Source organism: Streptomyces sp. NPDC048172 (assembly GCF_043202595.1).
GTDB lineage: Bacteria > Actinomycetota > Actinomycetes > Streptomycetales > Streptomycetaceae > Streptomyces.
On sequence record NZ_JBIDAT010000001.1, the window covers coordinates 998,033 to 1,017,104 of the forward strand.

A 19,072-nucleotide genomic window follows, 5' to 3' on the forward strand; every position below is an offset into this window, starting at 1 on the left:
CCCGCCCTGGTCCGACTCACCCCTGCGAGTGGTGTAGAGTTGTGAACACAACGGCGCGGGGTGGAGCAGCTCGGTAGCTCGCTGGGCTCATAACCCAGAGGTCGCAGGTTCAAATCCTGTCCCCGCTACGAAAGACGAAGGGCCCGGAGTCAACAGACTCCGGGCCCTTCGCTTGTGCGGGGGGACCCTGAGGATTCGCGTTTGAGGTATCTCTCTGTCGGGAAGTCGACAAACCGCTGAAGTGACCTCACTGGCTGCGGTATACCAGGTGTACGCGGGTTGCAGGTGGTGCGACGATGGAGCTTATGGGGGACAAGGCAAGGCTTCCCGGTCCCGGAAGGACGGGGTGGGGCCTGACCGAGAAGGAAGACACCGAGAAGAACACTGAGCACGCTGAGAAGACAGACACCGCAGCGACGTCCAGTGTCCTCGGTGCCCAACTGCTGCGCCGGGGCGACCTGGACGGCGCGGAGCCGCTGCTGCGCGCCGCCACCGCGGCCGGTGACCGCGCCGCGGCCAACAACCTGGGCGTTCTCCTGCACCAGCGGGGATACCCGGAGGAGGCCGCCAGCTGGTGGCGCACCGCGGCCGTGGCGGGCTCCGCCGCCGCCGCGCACGCGCTCGGCCGGCACCACAGGGAGCGCGGCGACGAGCCCGCGGCGCACTACTGGCTGCGCCAGTCCGCCGAGTCCGGTCACGCGCTCGGCGCGTACGCGCTCGCGGACCTGCTGGAGCACCGGGGGGAGACCGGCGCCGAGGAGTGGTTCCGCGCCGCGGCCGAGTGCGGGCACAGGGAGGCGGCGTACCGCGTCGGCCAGCTCGTGTCCGGGCGCGCCGAGGAGGAGGCGGGCGAGGCCGAGGGCGGCGGTGCCGGGGGGCGCGCGTCGGTGTCGGCCAAGGGCGCCGAGCGCGAGGCCGAGCAGTGGTTCCGGCAGGCCGCCGCGCGCGGTCACCGCAGGGCCGCGCTCCGGCTCGGGGCGATCCTGGAGCGCCGCGGCGAGCTGAAGGAGGCCGGGCGCTGGTACCTGACGTCCGCCAAGGACGGCGAGGCGCGCGCCGCCTGCGCGCTGGGCTTCCTGCTGCGCGACGCGGGCGACGAGGAGAGCGCGGCCGTCTGGTGGCGCCGCGCCGCGGAGAACGGCGACGGGAACGCGGCGAACGCGCTGGGTGCCCTCCACGCCGACCGTGGCGAGCGCCAGGCCGCCGAGCGCTGGTACCGCGTGGCGCTCGAAGCGGGCTGCGACAACGGCGCGTTCAACCTCGGGCTGCTCTGCGCGGCCCAGGGGCGCACCGCGCAGGCCGAGCAGTGGTACCGCCGCGCGGCCTACGCCGGGCACCGTGAGGCGGCGAACGCGCTGGCCGTCCTGCTCCTCCAGAGAGGGGACGGGGACGGCGCGGAGCCGTGGTTCTCGAAGGCCGCCGAGGCGGGCAGCGTCGACGCCGCCTTCAACCTCGGCATCCTGCACGCGGGCCGGAGCGACGAGCGCACGGCCCGCCGGTGGTACGAGCGCGCGGCGTCCTCCGGGCACGCCGAGGCCGCGCTCCAGGTGGGCATCGCGCTGCTCCGCGAGGGCGAGCTGCACGCCGCCGAGCGCCATCTGCGGTGCGCCGCCGGTGGCGGCAGCGTCGAGGGTGCCTTCCGGCTGGCCGCGCTCCTGGAGCGGGTCTCCCGCCGCAGGGGCGGCACCGACGACCCCGGCGCCGACAGCACGGGCGGGCACCGTACGGGCGGTCACCGCACGGGCGGTCTCGGCGCGGACGGCGCGGCGCGGCCCGAGTACGAGGAGTGGTACGAGCGGGCGGCCGAGCGGGGCCACCGGCGCGCGCAGGTCCGGCTGGGCATGTGCGCGGCAGCGCGCGGCGAGGTCGTCGACGCGGCCCGCTGGTACCGCGCGGCGGCCGAGGCGGGCAGCCCGAACGGGGCGTTCAACCTCGGACTGCTGCTGGCCCGCGAGGGCAGCGAGCCGGAAGCGGCGCTGTGGTGGACGCGCGCGGCGGAGGCCGGGCACGGCCGGGCGGCGCTGCGGCTGGCGTTGATCAACGCGCGTCGCGGCGAGCTGTCCGAGGGACAGTTCTGGTGCGCCCGCGCGGTCGAGCTCGGCCCGGCCGAGGTCGCCGAGCGCGCGGCCAAGCTGCGGGACGCGCTGCGGGCCGAGCTGACGGCGTAGGGCCCGGCCCGGGGGCTCCGGCTCCCGGACCGGGCCCGTGCCGTGCCGGTGCCGACCGTGCCGTGCCGGTGCCGACCGCCGTGCCGACCGTGCCGTGCCGTGCCCGGGTCGTACGGGGCCTCGGGAGGCCGTGGGGCTCGTGATTTGCGCTGGTCGTCGGGGTGGGGTTAGAGTTAAGACATCACAACGACGCGGGGTGGAGCAGCTCGGTAGCTCGCTGGGCTCATAACCCAGAGGTCGCAGGTTCAAATCCTGTCCCCGCTACTGTGAGAAGGCCCGGATCTTCGGATCCGGGCCTTCCTTTTTGTGCGAGCCGGGGCGGTCAGGGCTTGTGGCCGACCGCTTCCGCGTACAGCTTGCGGTCCACCAGGCGCTCCTCGGGCAGCCTGTCACCTTCGGTGACGCCCGCGTCGCTGTACGCCTTCTGCAGGCGGTCGGTCGTTCCCTTCCGTATCTCCCAGTCCATACGAAGCGAGGGAACCGAGGTGATGACCGTGGGGTCCTGCTTGAGGGCCTTCGCCAGGTCGCGGACGAAGGCGGGGTCCTTCTTGTAGTCGCCCGCGAAGTGCGTGTTGATCGTGCGGATGTACGCCCGTAGCAGCGCGACCCCGGCGTCGACGTCGTCGCTCAGCAGGTTGGGGCCGAACAGCGCGCCGCCCAGGGGCTCGCCGACGGGCTGGCCGCCCAGGAAGGCGTACCGGCCGTTCCCGTCGACCTTGCGCCAGACCGGGTCCAGCAGCCAGGCCGCGTCCACGCCGCCGCTGGTCAGCGCGGTGAGCACATCGGCCGAGCCCAGCTGCTGGAAGGACATCGCGTCCATGGTGGCGCCGTGCTGGGCGATGACCTTGTCCAGCGGGTACGAGATCACGGAGCCCTTGCCGATCATCGTGCCGACCTTGCGGTCCTTCAGCTCGGCGGACTTCGCGCTCTCCCCCTTGCCGAGCTTGACCCACAGGCCGCTCTTGGAGGTGGGGGCGGGGGAGAAGTTGCCCGCGACCCAGCGGATGTCGAAGCCGCTGTTGATGCCGTTGATGACGGCGGCCTCGGGCGCTGCCCAGAGGGCGTCGACCTCGCCCTTGGCGAGCAGCGGCAGCGCCTCCGGGGTCGGCAGGACCTTCAGGTCGACGTCCAGTCCTTCCTTCGCGAACTCGCCCTTCTCCAGGGCGATCTGAAGCGGAGCGACGTATTCGGCACTGAGCGTTCCCGTCGCGATGGTCAGCTTGCGCTTCTTCTTGAGCTTCTCCGGCGCGGGCGCGCCCTTGTCGCAGCGGGCGGGCGCGCGGTCCCGGCCGAGCTTCGCCGGGTCGCTCCAGGCGTTCTTGCCGCAACCTGCCACGGGGTCGATGTCGCGGGGCTCGGTGTTCAGGGCGCCGCCCCGCTCCGCGGAGCAGCCGGTGAGCGCGAGGGCGGTGAGGGTGGCGAGGGCGGTCAGGGTGAGTGCCGTTCTGAGGGTGCGCAAAGGGACCTCCGTTCGGAACCGCCGTTCAGGACTGGCCGCGTCCCCGGTCGCGTGGCGCCCAGGGGGTGAGGAACCGTCCGGCGATCCGTACGAGTTCGGAGAAGACGACGCCGAGGACGGCGACGCAGACGATGCCCACGAACATCACGTCGTTCTGGAAGAGCGCGCGGGAGTCGAAGATGAGATGTCCGAGCCCGTCCGAGGCGGCGATGGACTCGGAGGCGACGATCACCAGCACCGCCACCCCGGCGGCGATACGGGCGCCGACCAGTACGGCCGGGAGCGAGGCGGGCAGCAGCACGTGCCGGAACATCTGCCAGGCGCCCGCGCCGAAGACCCGGCCCGCGTCGCGGTGCCCCTCGGGAACGGCCAGCACGGCGGCCATGGTCGAGATCCATACGAAGAAGAAGACCGTGGCGGCGACGAGCGCGATCTGCGGCCCCTCACCGAGCCCGAACATGTTCAGGAAGATCGGCAGCAGCGCGAGCTTCGGCACCACGTACAGCGCGTCCATGGTCGGCTCCAGCGCGGCCCGTACGAGCGGCAGGGCGCCCATCAGGAGGCCGAGCAGGTATCCGGAGACCGTGCCGATGGCGTAGCCCGCCAGGACGCGCTTGAGTGTCGCCCACACGTCCGGCCACAGCTCCCCCTCGACGGCACGGTCCCAGCCGTCGGAGAGGATCGAGGTGGGCGCGGGGTAGACGCGTTCGTCGATCCACTGCTGGGTCGCGGCGAGCTGCCACAGCAGGACGAGCACGACGGGGACGGCTACCGCGAGCGACAGCTCCAGCGCGCGGCGGCGCCGGTGCGCGGCGGCGGGGCGGGCCTCCTGGGGACCGGGGCGGCGGATCACGCGGCCCTCGCCCGCACGGGGGCGTTCCAGGGTGCTCACGGGGCGGCCACCTCCTGGCCCGTCTCCTGCCGCACCTCGTCGCGCAGCAGTTCCCACAGCTCGTCCTTGAGCGTGGTGAAGCGGGGATCGGAGCGGACGTCCCCGGTGCGCGGGCGGCCGAAGGGAGGGCGGCGCTCGGCGATGATCCGGCCCGGCCTGGCGGACATCACCAGCACCCGGTCCCCGAGCACGAGGGCCTCCTCCAGGCTGTGGGTGATGAAGAGGGTCGTGGTGCTGGACGACTGGGTGAGGGTGAGCAGTTCGTCCTGGAGGAGGGTGCGGAGCTGCGCGTCGAGCGCCGCGAACGGCTCGTCCATGAGCAGGATCTCGGGCTCCACGGCGAGCGCGCGGGCGATGGCGACGCGCTGCCGCATGCCGCCGGAGAGCGTGGCGGGGTACGCGCCGGAGAACTCGGCCAGTCCCATCCGGGTCAGCCAGGAACGGGCCCGCTCGTCGGCCTCCTTGCGGGGGACGCGCTGGATGTCGAGGCCGAAACGGACGTTGGCGAGGACGGTCTTCCAGTCGTAGATGCCGTAGTCCTGGAAGATCATGGCGGCCGGATGGCGTGCGTCGGTACGCAGTTCCAGCTCGCCCTCGGAGGGGCGCAGGAGGCCCGCGGCGATGCGGAGGAGGGTCGACTTGCCGCAGCCGGAGGGACCGACGACGCAGACGAACTCGCCCGTCCCGACGTTCAGTTCGACGGGCCCCAGAGCGGCGATCTGGCCGGCGCCGCGCCCGAAGGAGCGGGTGAGGCCCTGGATGCGGATTTTCGGCATGGTGACTCCCCGTCGTGGAGTGGGGGAAGTGGATCCGTCCAGCGACGATATGACGGGTCGTCAGATAGCGGCAAGGGTCGTGCCGCAACGCACGTGCTCGCACGCGTGCCTACGCCGGCGCATACGTGCGGAGGCCCGCGCCCCGGGTGGGGTGCGGGCCTCCGTGGAAGAGGGAGTGAGAAGAGGGGCGGCGCTCAGGGAGAGGCGCAGCCCGGGCAGGTGCCCCGGTAGGTGACCGTGGCGTCCACGACCGAGAAGCCGTACCGCTCGGCTTCCGGGAGGGCGGCTATGGGGTCGCCCTGCGGGTGGACGTCCCGGATGGTGCCGCACTTCGAGCAGACGAGGTGCTGATGGGTGTGGCGCGCGTTCGGGTCGTACCGCTTCGCGCGGCCGTCGGTGCTCACCTCGAGGACCTCGCCGAGGGAGACGAGCTCGCTCAAGGTGTTGTAGACGGTCGCGCGGGCGATCTCGGGGAGGCGGTCGGCCGCGCGTGCGTGGACTTCGTCCGCCGTGTAGTGCACGTGGTCGCCGTCGAGCACCTCGGCGACGACTCGCCGCTGCGCGGTGAGCCGCCAGCCGCGATCACGGAGCCGCTCCAGCAGGTCACTCATGTGTCCAGACTAGCAGCGCCATGTCCATGGGAAGAACCCGTACGGGTTTCGGCTTCATCTTGACTTGGACAATGTCCAATGTAGGATCGGTACCGGCGTTGGACAAGGACAGGACTGAGGCACAGGAGGCGCACGTGACCGTGCAGGACGAGACCGCCGGACCCATGACGACGGAAGCCGGTGCTCCGGTCGCGGACAACCAGAACAGCCAGACCGCGGGTGTCGGCGGTCCCGGGCTCATCCAGGACCAGCTCCTGTTGGAGAAGCTCGCGCACTTCAACCGCGAGCGGATCCCGGAGCGCATCGTCCACGCGCGGGGCGCGGGGGCGTACGGAAAGTTCACGGTGACCGGTGACGTCACCCCGTACACCCGCGCGAAGTTCCTCTCCGAGATCGGCAAGGAGACCGAGGTCTTCCTCCGCTTCTCGACGGTGGCGGGCAATCTCGGCGCGGCCGACGCGGTGCGCGACCCCCGCGGCTTCTCGCTGAAGTTCTACACCGAAGAGGGCAACTACGACCTGGTGGGGAACAACACCCCGGTGTTCTTCATCAAGGACGCCATCAAGTTCCCCGACTTCATCCACACCCAGAAGCGCGACCCGTACACGGGTTCCCAGGAAGCGGACAACGTGTGGGACTTCTGGGGCCTCTCGCCCGAGTCCACGCACCAGGTGACCTGGCTCTTCGGTGACCGCGGCATCCCCGCCTCGTACCGCCACATGGACGGCTTCGGCTCGCACACCTTCCAGTGGACCAATGAGCAGGGCGAGATCTTCTGGGTGAAGTACCACTTCAAGACCGACCAGGGCATCAAGAACCTGACGGCGGCCGAGGCCGACGAGCTGGCGGGCAAGGACCCCGACAGCCACCAGCGGGACCTGCGCGAGTCCATCGAGCGCGGCGACTTCCCGAGCTGGACCGTGCAGGTGCAGGTGATGCCCGCGAAGGACGCGGCGACCTACCGGTTCAACCCGTTCGACCTGACCAAGGTCTGGCCGCACGAGGACTACCCGCCGATCGAGTTCGGCAAGCTGGAGCTGAACCGCAACCCGCGGAACATCTTCGCGGAGGTCGAGCAGTCGGTCTTCTCCCCGCACCACTTCGTGCCCGGCATCGGCCCCTCGCCCGACAAGATGCTCCAGGGCCGCCTGTTCGCCTACGGCGACGCGCACCGCTACCGGGTGGGCATCAACGCCGACCTGCTCCCGGTCAACGAGCCGAAGGCGGCCCAGGCCCGTTCGTACGGCCGTGACGGCGTGATGTACGACGGCCGTCACGGCGGCGCGAAGAACTACGAGCCGAACAGCTTCGGCGGCCCGGCCCAGACCGGCCGCCCGCTCTGGGAGCCCACCGCCGTCAGCGGCGTCACGGGCGACCACGAGGCCCCGTCCCACGCGGAGGACGACGACTTCGTCCAGGCGGGCAACCTCTACCGCCTCATGTCGGAGGACGAGAAGCAGCGCCTCGTCGACAATCTCGCGGGCAACATCGCGGGCGTCTCGCGCGACGACATAGCCCAGCGCGCCGTCGAGAACTTCCGCAAGGCGGACGACGACTTCGGCAAGCGGCTGGACGCCGCGGTCCAGGCCCTCCGCGGCTGACGACCGGCTAGCTCGCCGAACCCACCCGGAGGGGCCGGACGCCACTGGGCTCCGGTCCCTCCGGCTCGTCCGGCACGTCCGGGGCCGACCAGCTCCGGACGATGTCGCGCACCGAGACCACCCCGACCGGCTCCCGCTCGTCCAGGACGATCAGGTGCCGGAAGCCCCCGCGCGTCATGGCCTGCGCGGCCTTGTCGAGGGACCAGGACGGGGTCGCGAAGACCACGTCCGTGGTGGTGTGGTCGTCGGCGCGCTCCAGGTCCGGGTCCTGGCCCGCGCCCAGTGAGTTGAGGATGTCGCGTTCGGTGAGGATCCCCACGCCGCTGGTGTCCGGATCGAGGACGACCGCGGCGCCGACCCGGCGCGCCGACATCAGCTGCGCGGCCTGGCGGAGGGTGTGTGCGGGGCCGATGGTGAGGACCACGGTGCTCATCGCGTCGTGGACGTGACCGGGCATGGACGGCATGGACGTGCCACCTCCTTGGAGGAACCGCTTCCCCTTCGAGAAGCAATTCACAAGGTCACAAGCGGTCGGATTCTCATGCTCACACGCGACTGTGGCCACAACAAGGGGCGCGGGGTCCAAACCGCCCTAAGCGGTGAGATAGCTCAGAAGCCGGTCGTGGAGCAGCCCGTTCGACGCGGCCGCGTTCCCGCTGTGCGGCCCCGGGCGGCCGTCGAGCCCGGAGAAGGTGCCGCCCGCCTCCTCGACGATGATCGCGTTCGCCGCCATGTCCCACAGCGACAGCTCCGGTTCGGCGCACATGTCGACCGAGCCCTCGGCGACCATCATGTACGGCCAGAAGTCGCCGTATCCCCGGGTGCGCCAGCAGTCCCGGGCGAGGTTCAGGAAGCCGTCCATCATCCCGCGCTCCTCCCAGCCGTGCAGCGAGGAGTACGCGAACGACGCGTCCGGTACGTCCGAGACCCGGGAGACCTCGATCCTGCTGGCCTTGGTGAGGCTGCGGCCCGTGAAGGCGCCGCTGCCCTTCGCCGCCCACCAGCGGCGGTTGAGCGCGGGCGCCGAGACGACGCCGACGACCGGGTGGTCGCCGCCCTCGCCGGTCTCCGTGAGCGCGATCAGCGTGGCCCAGACGGGCACGCCGCGCACATAGTTCTTGGTGCCGTCGATCGGGTCGATGACCCAGCGGCGGGGGCCGTGGCCCTCGGTGCCGAACTCCTCGCCGAGCACCGCGTCCCGGGGGCGGGTGCGCTGGAGCGAGGTACGGATCAGCTCCTCGGCCGCCTTGTCGGCCTCGCTCACCGGCGTCATGTCCGGTTTGGTCTCGACCTTCAGGTCGAGCGCCTTGAACCGTTCCATGGTCGCGGCGTCGGCGGCGTCGGCCAGCACATGGGCGAGACGCAGATCATCGTGGTAGTCGGGCATGTTCCGAACAGTATCGACCGGGGAAATCCCCGGCCAGCGGCCATGCGTGTGCGCGGCGTATTGACACCTCCTGGCGGCGCGTCAATTCTGTGGCGCACGCTGGCCGTCGGGCTTCGGGCTGGGGAGGCGACGATGCCTACTGCACGCGAGACGTTGCTGGAGGCCGCCCACGCGGCGGTCAGGGCGCAGCCGTGGACCGGGGTGCGGATGGTCGATGTGGCCGCCGCCGCCGGCGTGTCCCGGCAGACGCTCTACAACGAGTTCGGCAGCAAGGAGGGCCTCGGCGCCGCTCTGGTGAGCCGCCTGGTCGAGGACTTCCTGGACGGCGCGGCGCGCGCCGTCGCCGAGTCCGACCGCAAGGGCGCCGATCCCGCCGCCTCCTGCGCCGCGGCGGCGGCGTGGATGCTGCGCACGGCGCGCGACGAGCCGATCGTCTACGCGGCGCTGACGGGGTGCTGGGGCGCCCGTATGCCGTTACCGGCGCCCGCGCGGCACGCGCCGGCCGGCGTGCTGCCGGGGGAGCCGGGAGCGCTCGCCGTCGCGCTGCGCAACCGGGCCGTCTCCGGCCTCGGTTCGCCGGGCGAGGCGGGCGGGCAGCCGGTGCTGGAACGGGCGTACGAGGCGGGGTTACGGATCGCGCTCTCCTACGTCGTCGCGGAGTCGGGGGACCCGGACGACGAGACCTGCGGGCGGGTCGACGAGGTCGTGCGCGCGCTGCTGGAGAGCGCCCCGTGAGCGCCTCGCCCGTACGGTCCCGTCAGTGCGCGCTGCCGGAGAGCTGGAGGCCGATGACGCCCACGATGACGAGCGAGATCGAGACCAGCTTGAGCGTGGAGACCACGTCGCCGAGGAAGATCATGCCGTAGATCGCCGTACCGGCCGCGCCGATGCCCGTCCACACCGCGTACGCGGGACCGACGTCCAGGCGGCGCAGCGCGAGGGTCAGCAGGCCGAAGCTGCCCAGCGCGAAGACGCAGAAGGCGACGGTCGGCCACAGCCTGGTGAAGCCGTGCGAGAGCTTCAGGCAGACGGCGAAGCCCGTCTCCAGCAGCCCCGCGACGATGACCAGCAACCACGCCATACAGCCGTCCTCCCGTTGCTCCTCTTGGCAGTGCGTTCCTTGGCAGTGCGTTGGGCCGGGCTTGGGTCGGGCTTGGGGTGTGCTTGGCCCGGAGAAGGACAGTATGCCTGGGGATGTCGACCGGAGGCGATCAATCCCCTTCGCGTCGTTCCCGCGTTTCCAGCAGCCGTCGCAGCGAGTGGAGTCGGGCCGGGTCGGCATGGCCCTCCGCCACCCACGCGTCGAGCGCGCACCCCGGCTCGTTGTGACTGCACGCCCGAGGGCACTCCTCCGTCCCCGGTTCGAGATCGGGGAACGCGTGGATGACGCGCGAGAGTTGGATGTGGTTGAGTCCGAACGAACGTACGCCCGGTGTGTCGATCACCCAGCCGTCGTCCTCGCCGTCGTCCCCGGGCAGCGGGAGGGAGAGCGCCGCCGTCGTCGTGTGACGGCCGCGCCCCGTGACCGCGTTGACGTCTCCCGTCGCGCGCTGGCGCTCCACCAGGGAGTTGACCAGCGTGGTCTTGCCGACGCCGCTGTGGCCGACGAAGACCGTGGTCTGTCCGCGCAGCATCGCGCGCAGCTCCTCGGGCGGCCCCTCGGCGGCCAGCCGGTCCCGCTCGGTCACCGCGTACCGCAGTCCCAGCGGCGCGTAGGTCTCCAGCATCGGCCCGGCCGGGGCGAGGTCGGCCTTGGTGAGGACGAGGAGCGGTTCGAGCCCGGCGTCGAACGCGGCGACCAGGCAGCGGTCGATCAGCCGGGGCCGGGGCTCGGGGTCGGCGAGCGCGGTGACGATCGCGAGCTGGTCGGCGTTGGCGACGATGATCCGCTCGTACGGGTCGTTGTCGTCGGCCGTCCTGCGCAGCACGGAGGCGCGCTCCTCGACCCGTACGACCCGCGCCAGGGTGTCCTTCGCGCCCGACAGGTCACCGACCACGGCGACCCTGTCGCCCACCACCACGCCCTTGCGGCCCAGCTCGCGGGCCTTCATCGCGGTGACCGTGCGGCCCTCGACCAGGACGGTCAGGCGGCCCCTGTCGACGGTGAGCACCAGGCCCCCGGCCGCGTCCTCGTGCTTGGGGCGGGTGTGGGTGCGGGGGCGTGTGCCCCGGCGCGAGGGGCGTACGCGGATGTCGTCCTCGTCGGTGTGCTTGCCGTAGCGGCGCATCGCGGGAGCCCTCTCAGGCTCTCTCTCCGACGGGTGTGGCCCCCAGCATGCCGTCCCACAGGGCCGGGAAGTCGGGCAGCGTCTTCCCCGTCGTCGCGATGTTCTCCACCTGGACTCCCTCGACCGCGAGGCCCAGCAGGGCCCCGGCCGTGGCGAGGCGGTGGTCGTCGTACGTACGGAAGACGCCGCCGTGCAGCGGGCGCGGGCGGATGCGCAGGCCGTCCTCGGTCTCGGCGACATCGCCCCCGAGCCCGTTGATCTCCTTGGCCAGCGCCGCCAGCCTGTCCGTCTCGTGCAGCCGCAGGTGGGCGACGCCGCGCAGCACCGACTCGCCGTCCGCGAGCGCGGCGACGGCGGCGATGCCGGGCGTCAGCTCCCCGACGTCGCCCAGGTCCACGTCGATCCCGTGCACCCGGCCGCCGCCGGTGAACGTCAGGCCGCGCTCGTCCCGCTCGTACGAACCGCCCATCGCGGAGAAGATCTCGCGCAGCGCGTCGCCGGGCTGGGTGGTGTGCTCCGGCCAGTCCGGGATCGTGACGCGGCCGCCGGTGATCAGCGCGGCGGCCAGGAACGGCTGCGCGTTCGACAGGTCCGGCTCGATCGTCAGATCGCGGCCGAGGAGGGCGCCCGGGGTGACCCGCCAGACATTGCGCTCGCCGCCGTCCTCCGGCGCGTCCACCTGCGCGCCCGCCGCGCGCAGCATGTCGATCGTCATCCGGATGTGCGGCATCGACGGCAGCGCACGCCCCGTGTGCCGGACCTCGACGCCCTGGTTGAACCTCGGCCCGGACAGCAGCAGCGCGCTGACGAACTGGCTGGAGGACGAGGCGTCGATCTCGACCGGGCCGCCCGTGAGCGAACCGCTGCCGTGCACGGTCATCGGGAGCGCGCCCCGCTTGCCGTCGTCGATACGGGCGCCGAGCGCGCGGAGCCCGTCGATCACGCCGTGCAACGGGCGCTCGTACGACCGCGGGTCGCCGTCGAAGCGGACGGGGCCGTCGGCGAGGGCGGCCACGGGCGGGAGGAAGCGCATGACCGTGCCCGCGTTCCCCACGTCCACCGTCGCCGGGCCGTGCAGCGTGGTGGGGATGACGCGCCACGCCTCGCCCGCGACCGCGGCGCCCGGTGCCGACCCGTCCGGGCGGGGCGCCGAGGTGGTCGACGAGACCGTCTCCTCGATCTGCACGCCCATCGTGCGCAGGCCCTCGGCCATCAGCTGGGTGTCGCGGGAGCGCAGCGGGCGGCGCAGCCAGCCGGGCTCCGAGGAGAGGGCGGCCAGGACGAGCGCGCGGTTGGTGACCGACTTCGAGCCGGGGACGGTGACGGTCGCGTCGACCGGACCCGTCACGGTAGGCGCGGCCCAGAGCGGTTCGGGAACGGCGGGGTGGTCGGTCTGGTCGGTCATGACCCTCACTTTAGTCGGTGGGGGTGACGCCGATTCCCGACCAGATGTGGAGAAATGCTGGTGAAACATGCTCCTGGTAGAGCGCCGGGTGCCCTGGGGCCCCCTACAGCGACAGCAGCCAGCGGCCCCCGGCGAGCAGCGAGGCGAGCGAGACCAGATGGAAGAGCAGCAGCCAGAAGGCGGCGGGGATCTGGGTGAGCCGGGAGAGCTGGTCGGCGTCCGAGTCCGGGGCGCCGCCCCTGCGCCGCTTCCCCTGGAGCTCGAAGACGGGACGGACCCCGCCCAGCAGCAGGAACCAGACCACGCCGTACGCGAAGGCCGCCTGCACCTCCGGGTCGGTCAGCCAGGAGACGAGCAGGAAGGCGCCGCCCGCGACGAAGACGGTCACCACCCCGTACGCGTTGCGGATCATCACCAGCATGGCGACCAGCAGCGCGGTGGCGCCCCACAGGAGCATGGTGATGTGGTTCGCGGCCAGCAGCCAGGCGCCGCCCAGGCCGAGCAGCGAGGGCGCCGTGTATCCGGCGGCGGCGGTGAGGACCATGCCTATCCCGGTCGGCTTGCCGCGCGAGACGGTCAGCCCCGAGGTGTCCGAGTGCAGCCTGATGCCGTCCAGCTGCCGCCCGGAGAGCAGCGCCACGAGGCCGTGCCCGCCCTCGTGCGCGATCGTCACCGCGTTCCGCGACAGCCGCCACACGCCGTGCGGCAGCACGGCCAGCAGAGCCACCACCCCCGCGGCGATCACCAGCCACTGCTCGGGGTCCGGCTGTGTCGCGAAGACACTGTCCCAGACGTCCGCGATGCTCGTGTTGCCCATCTTCCCCTGGCCCTCCCCGTATTTCCCACTCCAACGGACGGCGGCGCTCGTGCGCGCCGTGGCAGTCTTGCATCCATGTGTGGGAGGTATGCAGCGAGCCGGGCGCCCGAGGATCTGGCCGGGCTCTTCGAGATAGAGAAGTGGGATCCGGAGGAGACTCTGGCCCCCGACTGGAACGTGGCGCCGACGAAGCAGGTCTACGCCGTGCTCGACCGCCCCGTGAAGGGGTCCGACGACCCCCGCCCGGTGCGGCAGCTCCGGGTGCTCAAGTGGGGGCTCGTGCCGGGCTGGGCCAAGAATCCGGACCTGGGCGTGAAGATGATCAACGCCCGCGCGGAGACGGTGCACGAGAAGCCCGCCTACCGCCGCCCCTTCGCCGCCCGCCGCTGCCTGCTGCCCGCCGACGGCTACTACGAGTGGGTCACCGCCACGGGCGAGCTGAAGCTGGAGCAGGAGGGCAAGAAGAAGCGGCCCCGTAAGCAGCCGTACTTCGTGACTCCGGCGGACGGTTCGGTGTTCGCCATGGCCGGGCTGTACGAGTTCTGGCGGGACAAGACGCTGCCGGACGACCATCCGCTCGCCTGGTGGGCGACGTGCACGGTGGTGACGACGGAGGCCGAGACGGCCCCGCTCGCCAACGCCGCGGAGATCGCCGAGGGCGGCCCCGGCTCCCTCGCCGACATCCACCCCCGGATGCCGCTGATGCTCACGCCGGACCGCTGGGACGCCTGGCTGGACCCGTCCCGTACGGACGCGGGCGAGGTGCGCGAACTGCTGGCGCCGCCGCCGGAGGGCCTGATGCGCGCCTTCCCCGTCTCCACGGACGTCAGCAACGTGCGCAACAACGGTGCCGAGCTGGTCAAGGAGCTGGCGGCGCCGGAGGAGGAGACGCTCTTCTGAGGTGCCGTGAGGCAGGATGCGGCGCATGAGTGTGACTGCGGAGACCGTGGAGACGGACGCCGGAACCGCCCGTATCACCTGGCACCCCGCCCGGGACGCGCACACCGTGCTCGCCCTCGGGCACGGCGCGGGCGGCGGGATCGAGGCGCGCGACCTGCGGGCGCTCGCGGAGGCGCTGCCCGCGCGCGGGGTGACCGTCGCGCTGGTGGAGCAGCCCTGGCGGGTCGCGGGCAAGAAGGTGGCCCCGGCGCCCAAGACCCTCGACGTGGGCTGGCGGGGCCTGTGGCCCGTGCTGGAGAAGCCGGGGCTCCCCGTCGTCGCGGGCGGGCGCAGTGCGGGGGCGCGCGTCGTCTGCCGTACGGGCGCGGAGCTCGGCGCCCGCGCCGTGCTCGCGCTCTCCTTCCCGCTGCACCCGCCGGGCAAGCCGGAGAAGTCCCGCGCCGACGAGCTGACGGGGGCGGGGCTGCCGGTGCTGGTGGTGCAGGGCGGACGGGACCCGTTCGGGCGCCCCGAGGAGTTCCCTGCCGGGACCGAGATCGTCGAGGTGCCGTACGGGGACCACGGCTTCGCGGTGCCCAAGAAGGCGGAGCTCGGCCAGGAGGAGGCGCTGGCCGTGATCACCGGATCCGTGGACGAGTGGCTCCGGCGACTCCCTCGGCTCCGCCGGGAATGATCCGCGGGGTGGTGCGGTTGCACGGGACGTACGGACACGCGTGTGCAGCAGCACTTCACGTCACGAGGAGAGGGAGCCGCCCGTATGGGTTCTGTCGCTTGCCCCGAGCGCCCGCAGGCCGTTGACCTGGACTGGGCCACGCTGGCGCTGGCCGGAGGCTCGAAGATTCGAGCGGCGGGCGAGGTGGATCGTCGTCTATTCTCCGATTCGAGCGAGTCTTCGTACGGGCTCGCCACGACTCTGGAGGAGGTGGGTCCGGTCACCGGGACCGACGGCGGCGGAAGTGCCCAGCACGACGCCCAGACGGCTGAGACTGCGGAGAGGACGGAGACCGAGGCGCAGCGCAGTGCGCGCTTCGAGCGCGACGCGCTCACCTTCCTCGACCAGATGTACTCGGCCGCGCTGCGTATGACGCGCAATCCGGCAGACGCCGAGGACCTGGTCCAGGAGACCTACGCGAAGGCGTATGCCTCCTTCCACCAGTTCCGCGAGGGCACCAACCTCAAGGCGTGGCTGTACCGCATCCTCACGAACACGTTCATCAACTCCTACCGCAAGAAGCAGCGCGAGCCCCAGCGCAGCGCCGCCGAGGAGATCGAGGACTGGCAGCTCGCGCGCGCCGAGTCGCACATGTCGACCGGTCTGCGCTCGGCCGAGGCCCAGGCTCTCGACCACCTGCCCGACTCCGACGTCAAGGAAGCGCTCCAGGCGATCCCCGAGGAGTTCCGCATCGCCGTCTATCTGGCGGATGTCGAGGGCTTTGCGTACAAGGAGATCGCGGACATCATGGGGACACCCATCGGCACAGTGATGTCCCGTCTGCACCGTGGACGGCGCCAGTTGCGCGACATGCTGGAGGGCTACGCGCGTGACCGCGGGCTCGTCCCGGCAGGTGCGGTATCGGACGGGTCGCACGACCGGAAAGGCTCGGGCTCATGAGTTGCGGAGAGCCGCACGAGACGGACTGCTCTGAGGTCCTGGACCACCTCTATGAGTATCTCGACCGCGAGATGCCCGACAGCGACTGCGAGAAGTTCCAGGAGCACTTCGACGAATGCTCCCCGTGCTTCGAGAAGTACGGGCTGGAGCAGGAGGTCAAGAAGCTCGTCAAGCGGTGCTGCGGGCAGGACGACGTGCCCACGGACCTGCGGGCCAAGGTGATGAGCCGGATCGACGTGATCCGCGCGGGCCAGGCGGGCGAGCCGTCGGCCGAGTCGTCCGACCCGGCGGGCACCAAGGGCGCGAAGAGTGCCAGGCACGCGCAGAGCGCGCCCCAGGCGTCCGAGCCCGAGGCCTCCGGGGCCTGACGCCGCCCGGCCCGGCCCAGCACCGATCATGCCGGGGCCCGGCACCGATCACGCCGGGCCGCTCGCGCGCGAGCGGTTCCGGCCGCTGTCACTCCTTCGTGTGAGCTGACAGCGTCCCGTACGGGGGAACGCCTCGTGCGGGCGCCCCCGTGCGCCCTGGCCGCCCTATCCTCCCCATCCCAGCGCATCCGCGGGATCAGGGGGAGGAGGCTCACCATGCGTGCCAGGAGAGCGGGGCTGCCGCGCGCGGCCCGCGCCACCGTCGCGGGCGCGGCACTGGCGGGCGCGGCCTGCGTGGCGCCCGCGCTGGAGCGGTTCCGGGAGACCGAGTGGGCCGTGCTGCTGCCCCTCGCCGCGCTCTACGCCTTCTGCGAGTATCTTCCGCGCTGCCCGCTCCTCGGCCACCGCGTGCCGGGGAACGTGGGCGCGTTCTTCCCCGTCCTCCTCACCGCCGTCGTGCTGCTGCCGCCCGAGGCCGCCGCGCTCACCGGCGTGCCCGGCGCTCTCGTCGGCCGCGTGCGGGAGCACCACGCGGCTGCCCGGCGGATCTGGCACGCCGGACAGCTCGCCCTCGCCGCGTACGCCGCCGGGTGGACGCACGAGCTGCTCAACAGGGGCGCCGCCGAGGCCGACTTCCCGTACGCGCTGGTGCCCGCGCTCGCCGCCGCGCTCGCCCTGTGCGCCGTGCGCACCGCGCTCGACGGCTGGATCCTCGTCGCCGCCGAGGGCTGCGCGCCGCGCACCGCCTGGCGGGGCCAGTTCACGCGCGCCGCCGGGCCGCATCTGGCGCACGGGCTGGCCGGGCTGATGATGGCCGTGCTGTGGCGCAGCCCGTACGGGCCCGTGGCGGCGCTCTTCGTGCTGCTGCCGATGTACATCTGCTGCTGGGTGTTCGCCCAGTACCACCGCGAGCGCGGCGCACACCAGGCCACCATCCGCGCGCTCGTGCAGGCCGTCGACATCAAGGACCGCTACACGCGCGGCCACAGCGAGCGCGTGGGCCGCGCCTCCGTCCTCATCGCCCGCGAACTCGGCATGGACGACTCCAGGACCGAGGTGCTCCGCTTCGCGGGCATCCTGCACGACGTCGGCAAACTCGGCGTCCCCACCCGGCTGTTGCGCAAGGACGGCCCCCTCACCCCCGAGGAGCGCCGCGTGATCGAGCTGCATCCCGAGTACGGGCACGAGATGGTGCGCGGCATCGGCTTCCTGGGCGAGGCGCGCTCGGCGATCCTCCACCACCACGAACGGATGGACGGCAGCGGCTATCCGTACGGGCTCTCCGGCGGCGAGATCCCGGAGTTCGCACGCGTGGTCGCCGTGGCCGACGCCTTCGACGCCATGACCTCCACCCGCAGCTACCGCAAGGCCCGCCCGGTGCGCGTGGCGCTGGAGGAGCTGGAGCGGTGCGCCGGAACCCAGTTCGACCCCGCGATGGTCCGCGCCCTCGGCCGCGCGCTGCGCCGTACGGGCTGGCACGCGGCCGTCACGGCGGACCTCCCGGCGGGGCGGGACGGCGGCGGAATCGCGCGTGCGCGGGGCGCTGAGGCAGCGGGCGCGGCGCAGGAGTCCGTGCGGTGACGCGGCTCGTCGCGCTGCTGCACCTGGCCGCCGCCGTGCTCACCGCCGCCGCGCTCTGCTCCACCCTGTGGCGGGGCCCGGCCGAGCCCGGCAACGCGCTCGCCTTCGGACTCGTCATCGCCGTGGGCGAGTTCGCGCGCGTCCGCTTCCCCGACACCGACGGCGGTACGCGCACCGTCGGCCCGCTCGGCATCGCCGGGGCGCTCGGCTACGCGCTGCTGGGCGAGGCCGGGGGCGAGCCCACCACGCACGGGGTCCTCCAGGTCGTCGCCGTCACCGCCGTCGCCTCGCTGTGCGGCCTCGTCCCGCACGTCGCGCGCGGCACGGCGCCCCCGCTCGACGACACCGTGCGGGGCGTGCTCGGCGTCGGCTTCGCCGCCGCCTGCTTCCAACCCCTCTACAACAGCGGCGTCCTGGGCGAGGCGCTCGGCCGCGGGCCCGGGTACGCGCTGTGCCTGCTCGCCATCACCCTGCTGACCGGGCTCTGCGACGCCGTGCTCACCGCGCTGCTCGCGGCCGGGCGTACCGGCTGGCCCTTCGGGCCGCTGCTGCGCGACGAGTTGGCGGGGCGGCTCGGCATCGTTCCGGCCATCGCGGCGACGGGCGCTGTGATCGCGCTCGCCGTCGCGGTGGCGGGGCTGTGGGCGCTGCCGGTCTTCTGCGTGCCGCTGCTGCTCACCCAGTTCTCCTTCCGCCGCTACGCGTCCGTACGGGCGACCTACCGGCAGACCATCGCCTCCCTCGCACGGGCGACGGAGGTCGCCGGATACACCCGGCACGGGCACGCGCGCCGCGTGGCCGTCCTCAGCCGTGCCGTCGGCCGTGAGCTCGGGCTGCGCGAGCCCGAACTCACCGTGCTGGAGTACGCGGCCCTCATGCACGACATCGGGCAGCTCTCCCTCGTCGACCCCGTGCGCGGCGGGGCCACCGAGCCCCTGGAACCCGAGGAGCAGCGCCGTATCGCGCTGCTGGGCGGCGCGGTCGTACGGCAGACGGGCGTGGCCCCCGAGGTCGCCCTGGTGGTCGAACGGCAGGCGGATCCGTACCGGGACCAGCCCGTCACCGCGCGTGTCATCCGTGCGGTGAACGCCTACGAGGACCTCTGCGCGGGCAGGGATGACGAGGGCGAACGCCCGGCGGCCCGTGCGCCGTACGCGCTGGAGCGGTTGCGCATGGCCACGGCGTGTGACTACGAACCGCGTGTGGTGGAGGCGCTGGCGCGCGTGGTGACGCGGGGCGGGGAAGCCTGACGCACGGGTAATGAGCG

The 19,072-nt window shown here is 72.5% G+C and carries 19 protein-coding genes and 2 tRNA genes; 11 read left to right on the forward strand and 10 right to left on the reverse strand.

Features of this window, described 5'->3' with window-relative positions; genetic code table 11:
- The first annotated feature begins 54 nt into the window (after positions 1-54).
- The 3 genes from ACGF3A_RS04515 (at position 55) to ACGF3A_RS04525 (ending at position 2,432) form a co-directional block, all read left to right on the forward strand.
- A tRNA-Met gene (locus ACGF3A_RS04515) sits at positions 55-128 on the forward strand.
- Between the two features lie 177 nt (positions 129-305).
- Complete coding sequence (locus tag ACGF3A_RS04520; protein ID WP_393725679.1) at positions 306-2,168, forward strand: tetratricopeptide repeat protein; 1,863 nt, start codon at positions 306-308, stop codon at positions 2,166-2,168.
- A gap of 190 nt (positions 2,169-2,358) precedes the next feature.
- Positions 2,359-2,432, forward strand: a tRNA-Met gene (locus ACGF3A_RS04525).
- Positions 2,433-2,490: 58 nt separating this feature from the next.
- Here ACGF3A_RS04525 and ACGF3A_RS04530 read toward each other — a convergent pair.
- The 4 genes from ACGF3A_RS04530 to ACGF3A_RS04545 form a co-directional block, all read right to left on the reverse strand.
- On the reverse strand, positions 2,491-3,627 hold the full coding sequence (locus ACGF3A_RS04530; RefSeq protein WP_393725681.1) for an ABC transporter substrate-binding protein: 1,137 nt from the start codon (positions 3,625-3,627) through the stop codon (positions 2,491-2,493).
- Between the two features lie 25 nt (positions 3,628-3,652).
- Positions 3,653-4,519 (reverse strand): ABC transporter permease, encoded by an 867-nt coding sequence (locus ACGF3A_RS04535; RefSeq protein WP_393725683.1) that lies wholly within the window; start codon positions 4,517-4,519, stop codon positions 3,653-3,655.
- Entirely contained in the window at positions 4,516-5,295 is a 780-nt protein-coding gene (locus ACGF3A_RS04540; protein WP_393725685.1) for an ABC transporter ATP-binding protein, read from the reverse strand. Before ACGF3A_RS04540 ends, ACGF3A_RS04535 begins: the two co-directional genes overlap by 4 nt.
- A gap of 194 nt (positions 5,296-5,489) precedes the next feature.
- Positions 5,490-5,906 carry a Fur family transcriptional regulator gene (locus ACGF3A_RS04545; protein WP_393725687.1) on the reverse strand — a complete coding sequence of 139 codons (417 nt, stop codon included), beginning with the start codon at positions 5,904-5,906 and terminating at the stop codon, positions 5,490-5,492.
- Between the two features lie 134 nt (positions 5,907-6,040).
- Between ACGF3A_RS04545 and ACGF3A_RS04550 the strand changes: the two genes are divergently transcribed.
- Positions 6,041-7,507, forward strand: a complete 1,467-nt coding sequence (locus tag ACGF3A_RS04550; RefSeq protein ID WP_393725689.1) for a catalase — start codon at positions 6,041-6,043, stop codon at positions 7,505-7,507.
- Between the two features lie 7 nt (positions 7,508-7,514).
- Here the strand turns inward: ACGF3A_RS04550 and ACGF3A_RS04555 are convergent, their stop codons facing one another.
- Both ACGF3A_RS04555 and hisN read right to left on the reverse strand, forming a co-directional pair.
- Complete coding sequence (locus ACGF3A_RS04555) at positions 7,515-7,964, reverse strand: cyclic nucleotide-binding/CBS domain-containing protein (RefSeq protein ID WP_393727139.1); 450 nt, start codon at positions 7,962-7,964, stop codon at positions 7,515-7,517.
- A gap of 135 nt (positions 7,965-8,099) precedes the next feature.
- Positions 8,100-8,894, reverse strand: a complete 795-nt coding sequence (hisN, locus tag ACGF3A_RS04560) for a histidinol-phosphatase (RefSeq protein WP_393725691.1) — start codon at positions 8,892-8,894, stop codon at positions 8,100-8,102.
- Between the two features lie 132 nt (positions 8,895-9,026).
- Here hisN and ACGF3A_RS04565 point away from each other — a divergent pair, with 132 nt between their 5' ends.
- Complete coding sequence (locus ACGF3A_RS04565; protein ID WP_393725693.1) at positions 9,027-9,629, forward strand: TetR/AcrR family transcriptional regulator; 603 nt, start codon at positions 9,027-9,029, stop codon at positions 9,627-9,629.
- Positions 9,630-9,651: 22 nt separating this feature from the next.
- On the opposite strand, the gene ACGF3A_RS04570 is transcribed toward ACGF3A_RS04565, so the two are convergent.
- From ACGF3A_RS04570 to ACGF3A_RS04585, 4 genes are all read right to left on the reverse strand, one after another.
- Positions 9,652-9,975, reverse strand: a complete 324-nt coding sequence (locus ACGF3A_RS04570; RefSeq protein ID WP_393725695.1) for a DMT family transporter — start codon at positions 9,973-9,975, stop codon at positions 9,652-9,654.
- 130 nt (positions 9,976-10,105) lie between these two features.
- On the reverse strand, positions 10,106-11,122 hold the full coding sequence (rsgA, locus tag ACGF3A_RS04575; RefSeq protein ID WP_393725696.1) for a ribosome small subunit-dependent GTPase A: 1,017 nt from the start codon (positions 11,120-11,122) through the stop codon (positions 10,106-10,108).
- A gap of 13 nt (positions 11,123-11,135) precedes the next feature.
- On the reverse strand, positions 11,136-12,527 hold the full coding sequence (aroA, locus tag ACGF3A_RS04580; protein WP_393725698.1) for a 3-phosphoshikimate 1-carboxyvinyltransferase: 1,392 nt from the start codon (positions 12,525-12,527) through the stop codon (positions 11,136-11,138).
- A gap of 103 nt (positions 12,528-12,630) precedes the next feature.
- The gene (locus ACGF3A_RS04585) at positions 12,631-13,344 is read right to left on the reverse strand and encodes a M50 family metallopeptidase (RefSeq protein WP_393725700.1); all 714 of its coding nucleotides are present in this window, start codon (positions 13,342-13,344) and stop codon (positions 12,631-12,633) included.
- A 75-nt stretch (positions 13,345-13,419) separates the two neighbouring features.
- Between ACGF3A_RS04585 and ACGF3A_RS04590 the strand changes: the two genes are divergently transcribed.
- The 6 genes from ACGF3A_RS04590 (at position 13,420) to ACGF3A_RS04615 (ending at position 19,055) form a co-directional block, all read left to right on the forward strand.
- The gene (locus tag ACGF3A_RS04590; RefSeq protein WP_393725702.1) at positions 13,420-14,244 is read left to right on the forward strand and encodes an SOS response-associated peptidase; all 825 of its coding nucleotides are present in this window, start codon (positions 13,420-13,422) and stop codon (positions 14,242-14,244) included.
- Positions 14,245-14,269: 25 nt separating this feature from the next.
- On the forward strand, positions 14,270-14,917 hold the full coding sequence (locus tag ACGF3A_RS04595; RefSeq protein WP_393725704.1) for an alpha/beta family hydrolase: 648 nt from the start codon (positions 14,270-14,272) through the stop codon (positions 14,915-14,917).
- Between the two features lie 249 nt (positions 14,918-15,166).
- Positions 15,167-15,856 carry a sigma-70 family RNA polymerase sigma factor gene (locus ACGF3A_RS04600; protein WP_393727141.1) on the forward strand — a complete coding sequence of 230 codons (690 nt, stop codon included), beginning with the start codon at positions 15,167-15,169 and terminating at the stop codon, positions 15,854-15,856.
- Positions 15,853-16,224, forward strand: coding sequence for a mycothiol system anti-sigma-R factor (gene rsrA, locus ACGF3A_RS04605; protein WP_393725706.1), 372 nt, complete (start codon positions 15,853-15,855; stop codon positions 16,222-16,224). Before ACGF3A_RS04600 ends, rsrA begins: the two co-directional genes overlap by 4 nt.
- Positions 16,225-16,440: 216 nt before the next feature.
- Positions 16,441-17,805, forward strand: a complete 1,365-nt coding sequence (locus ACGF3A_RS04610; RefSeq protein WP_393725708.1) for an HD-GYP domain-containing protein — start codon at positions 16,441-16,443, stop codon at positions 17,803-17,805.
- Positions 17,802-19,055: an HD-GYP domain-containing protein gene (locus ACGF3A_RS04615; RefSeq protein ID WP_393725710.1), complete on the forward strand. Its 1,254-nt coding sequence runs from the start codon at positions 17,802-17,804 to the stop codon at positions 19,053-19,055. The genes ACGF3A_RS04610 and ACGF3A_RS04615 overlap by 4 nt, the downstream gene beginning before the upstream one ends.
- Positions 19,056-19,072 lie beyond the last annotated feature (17 nt).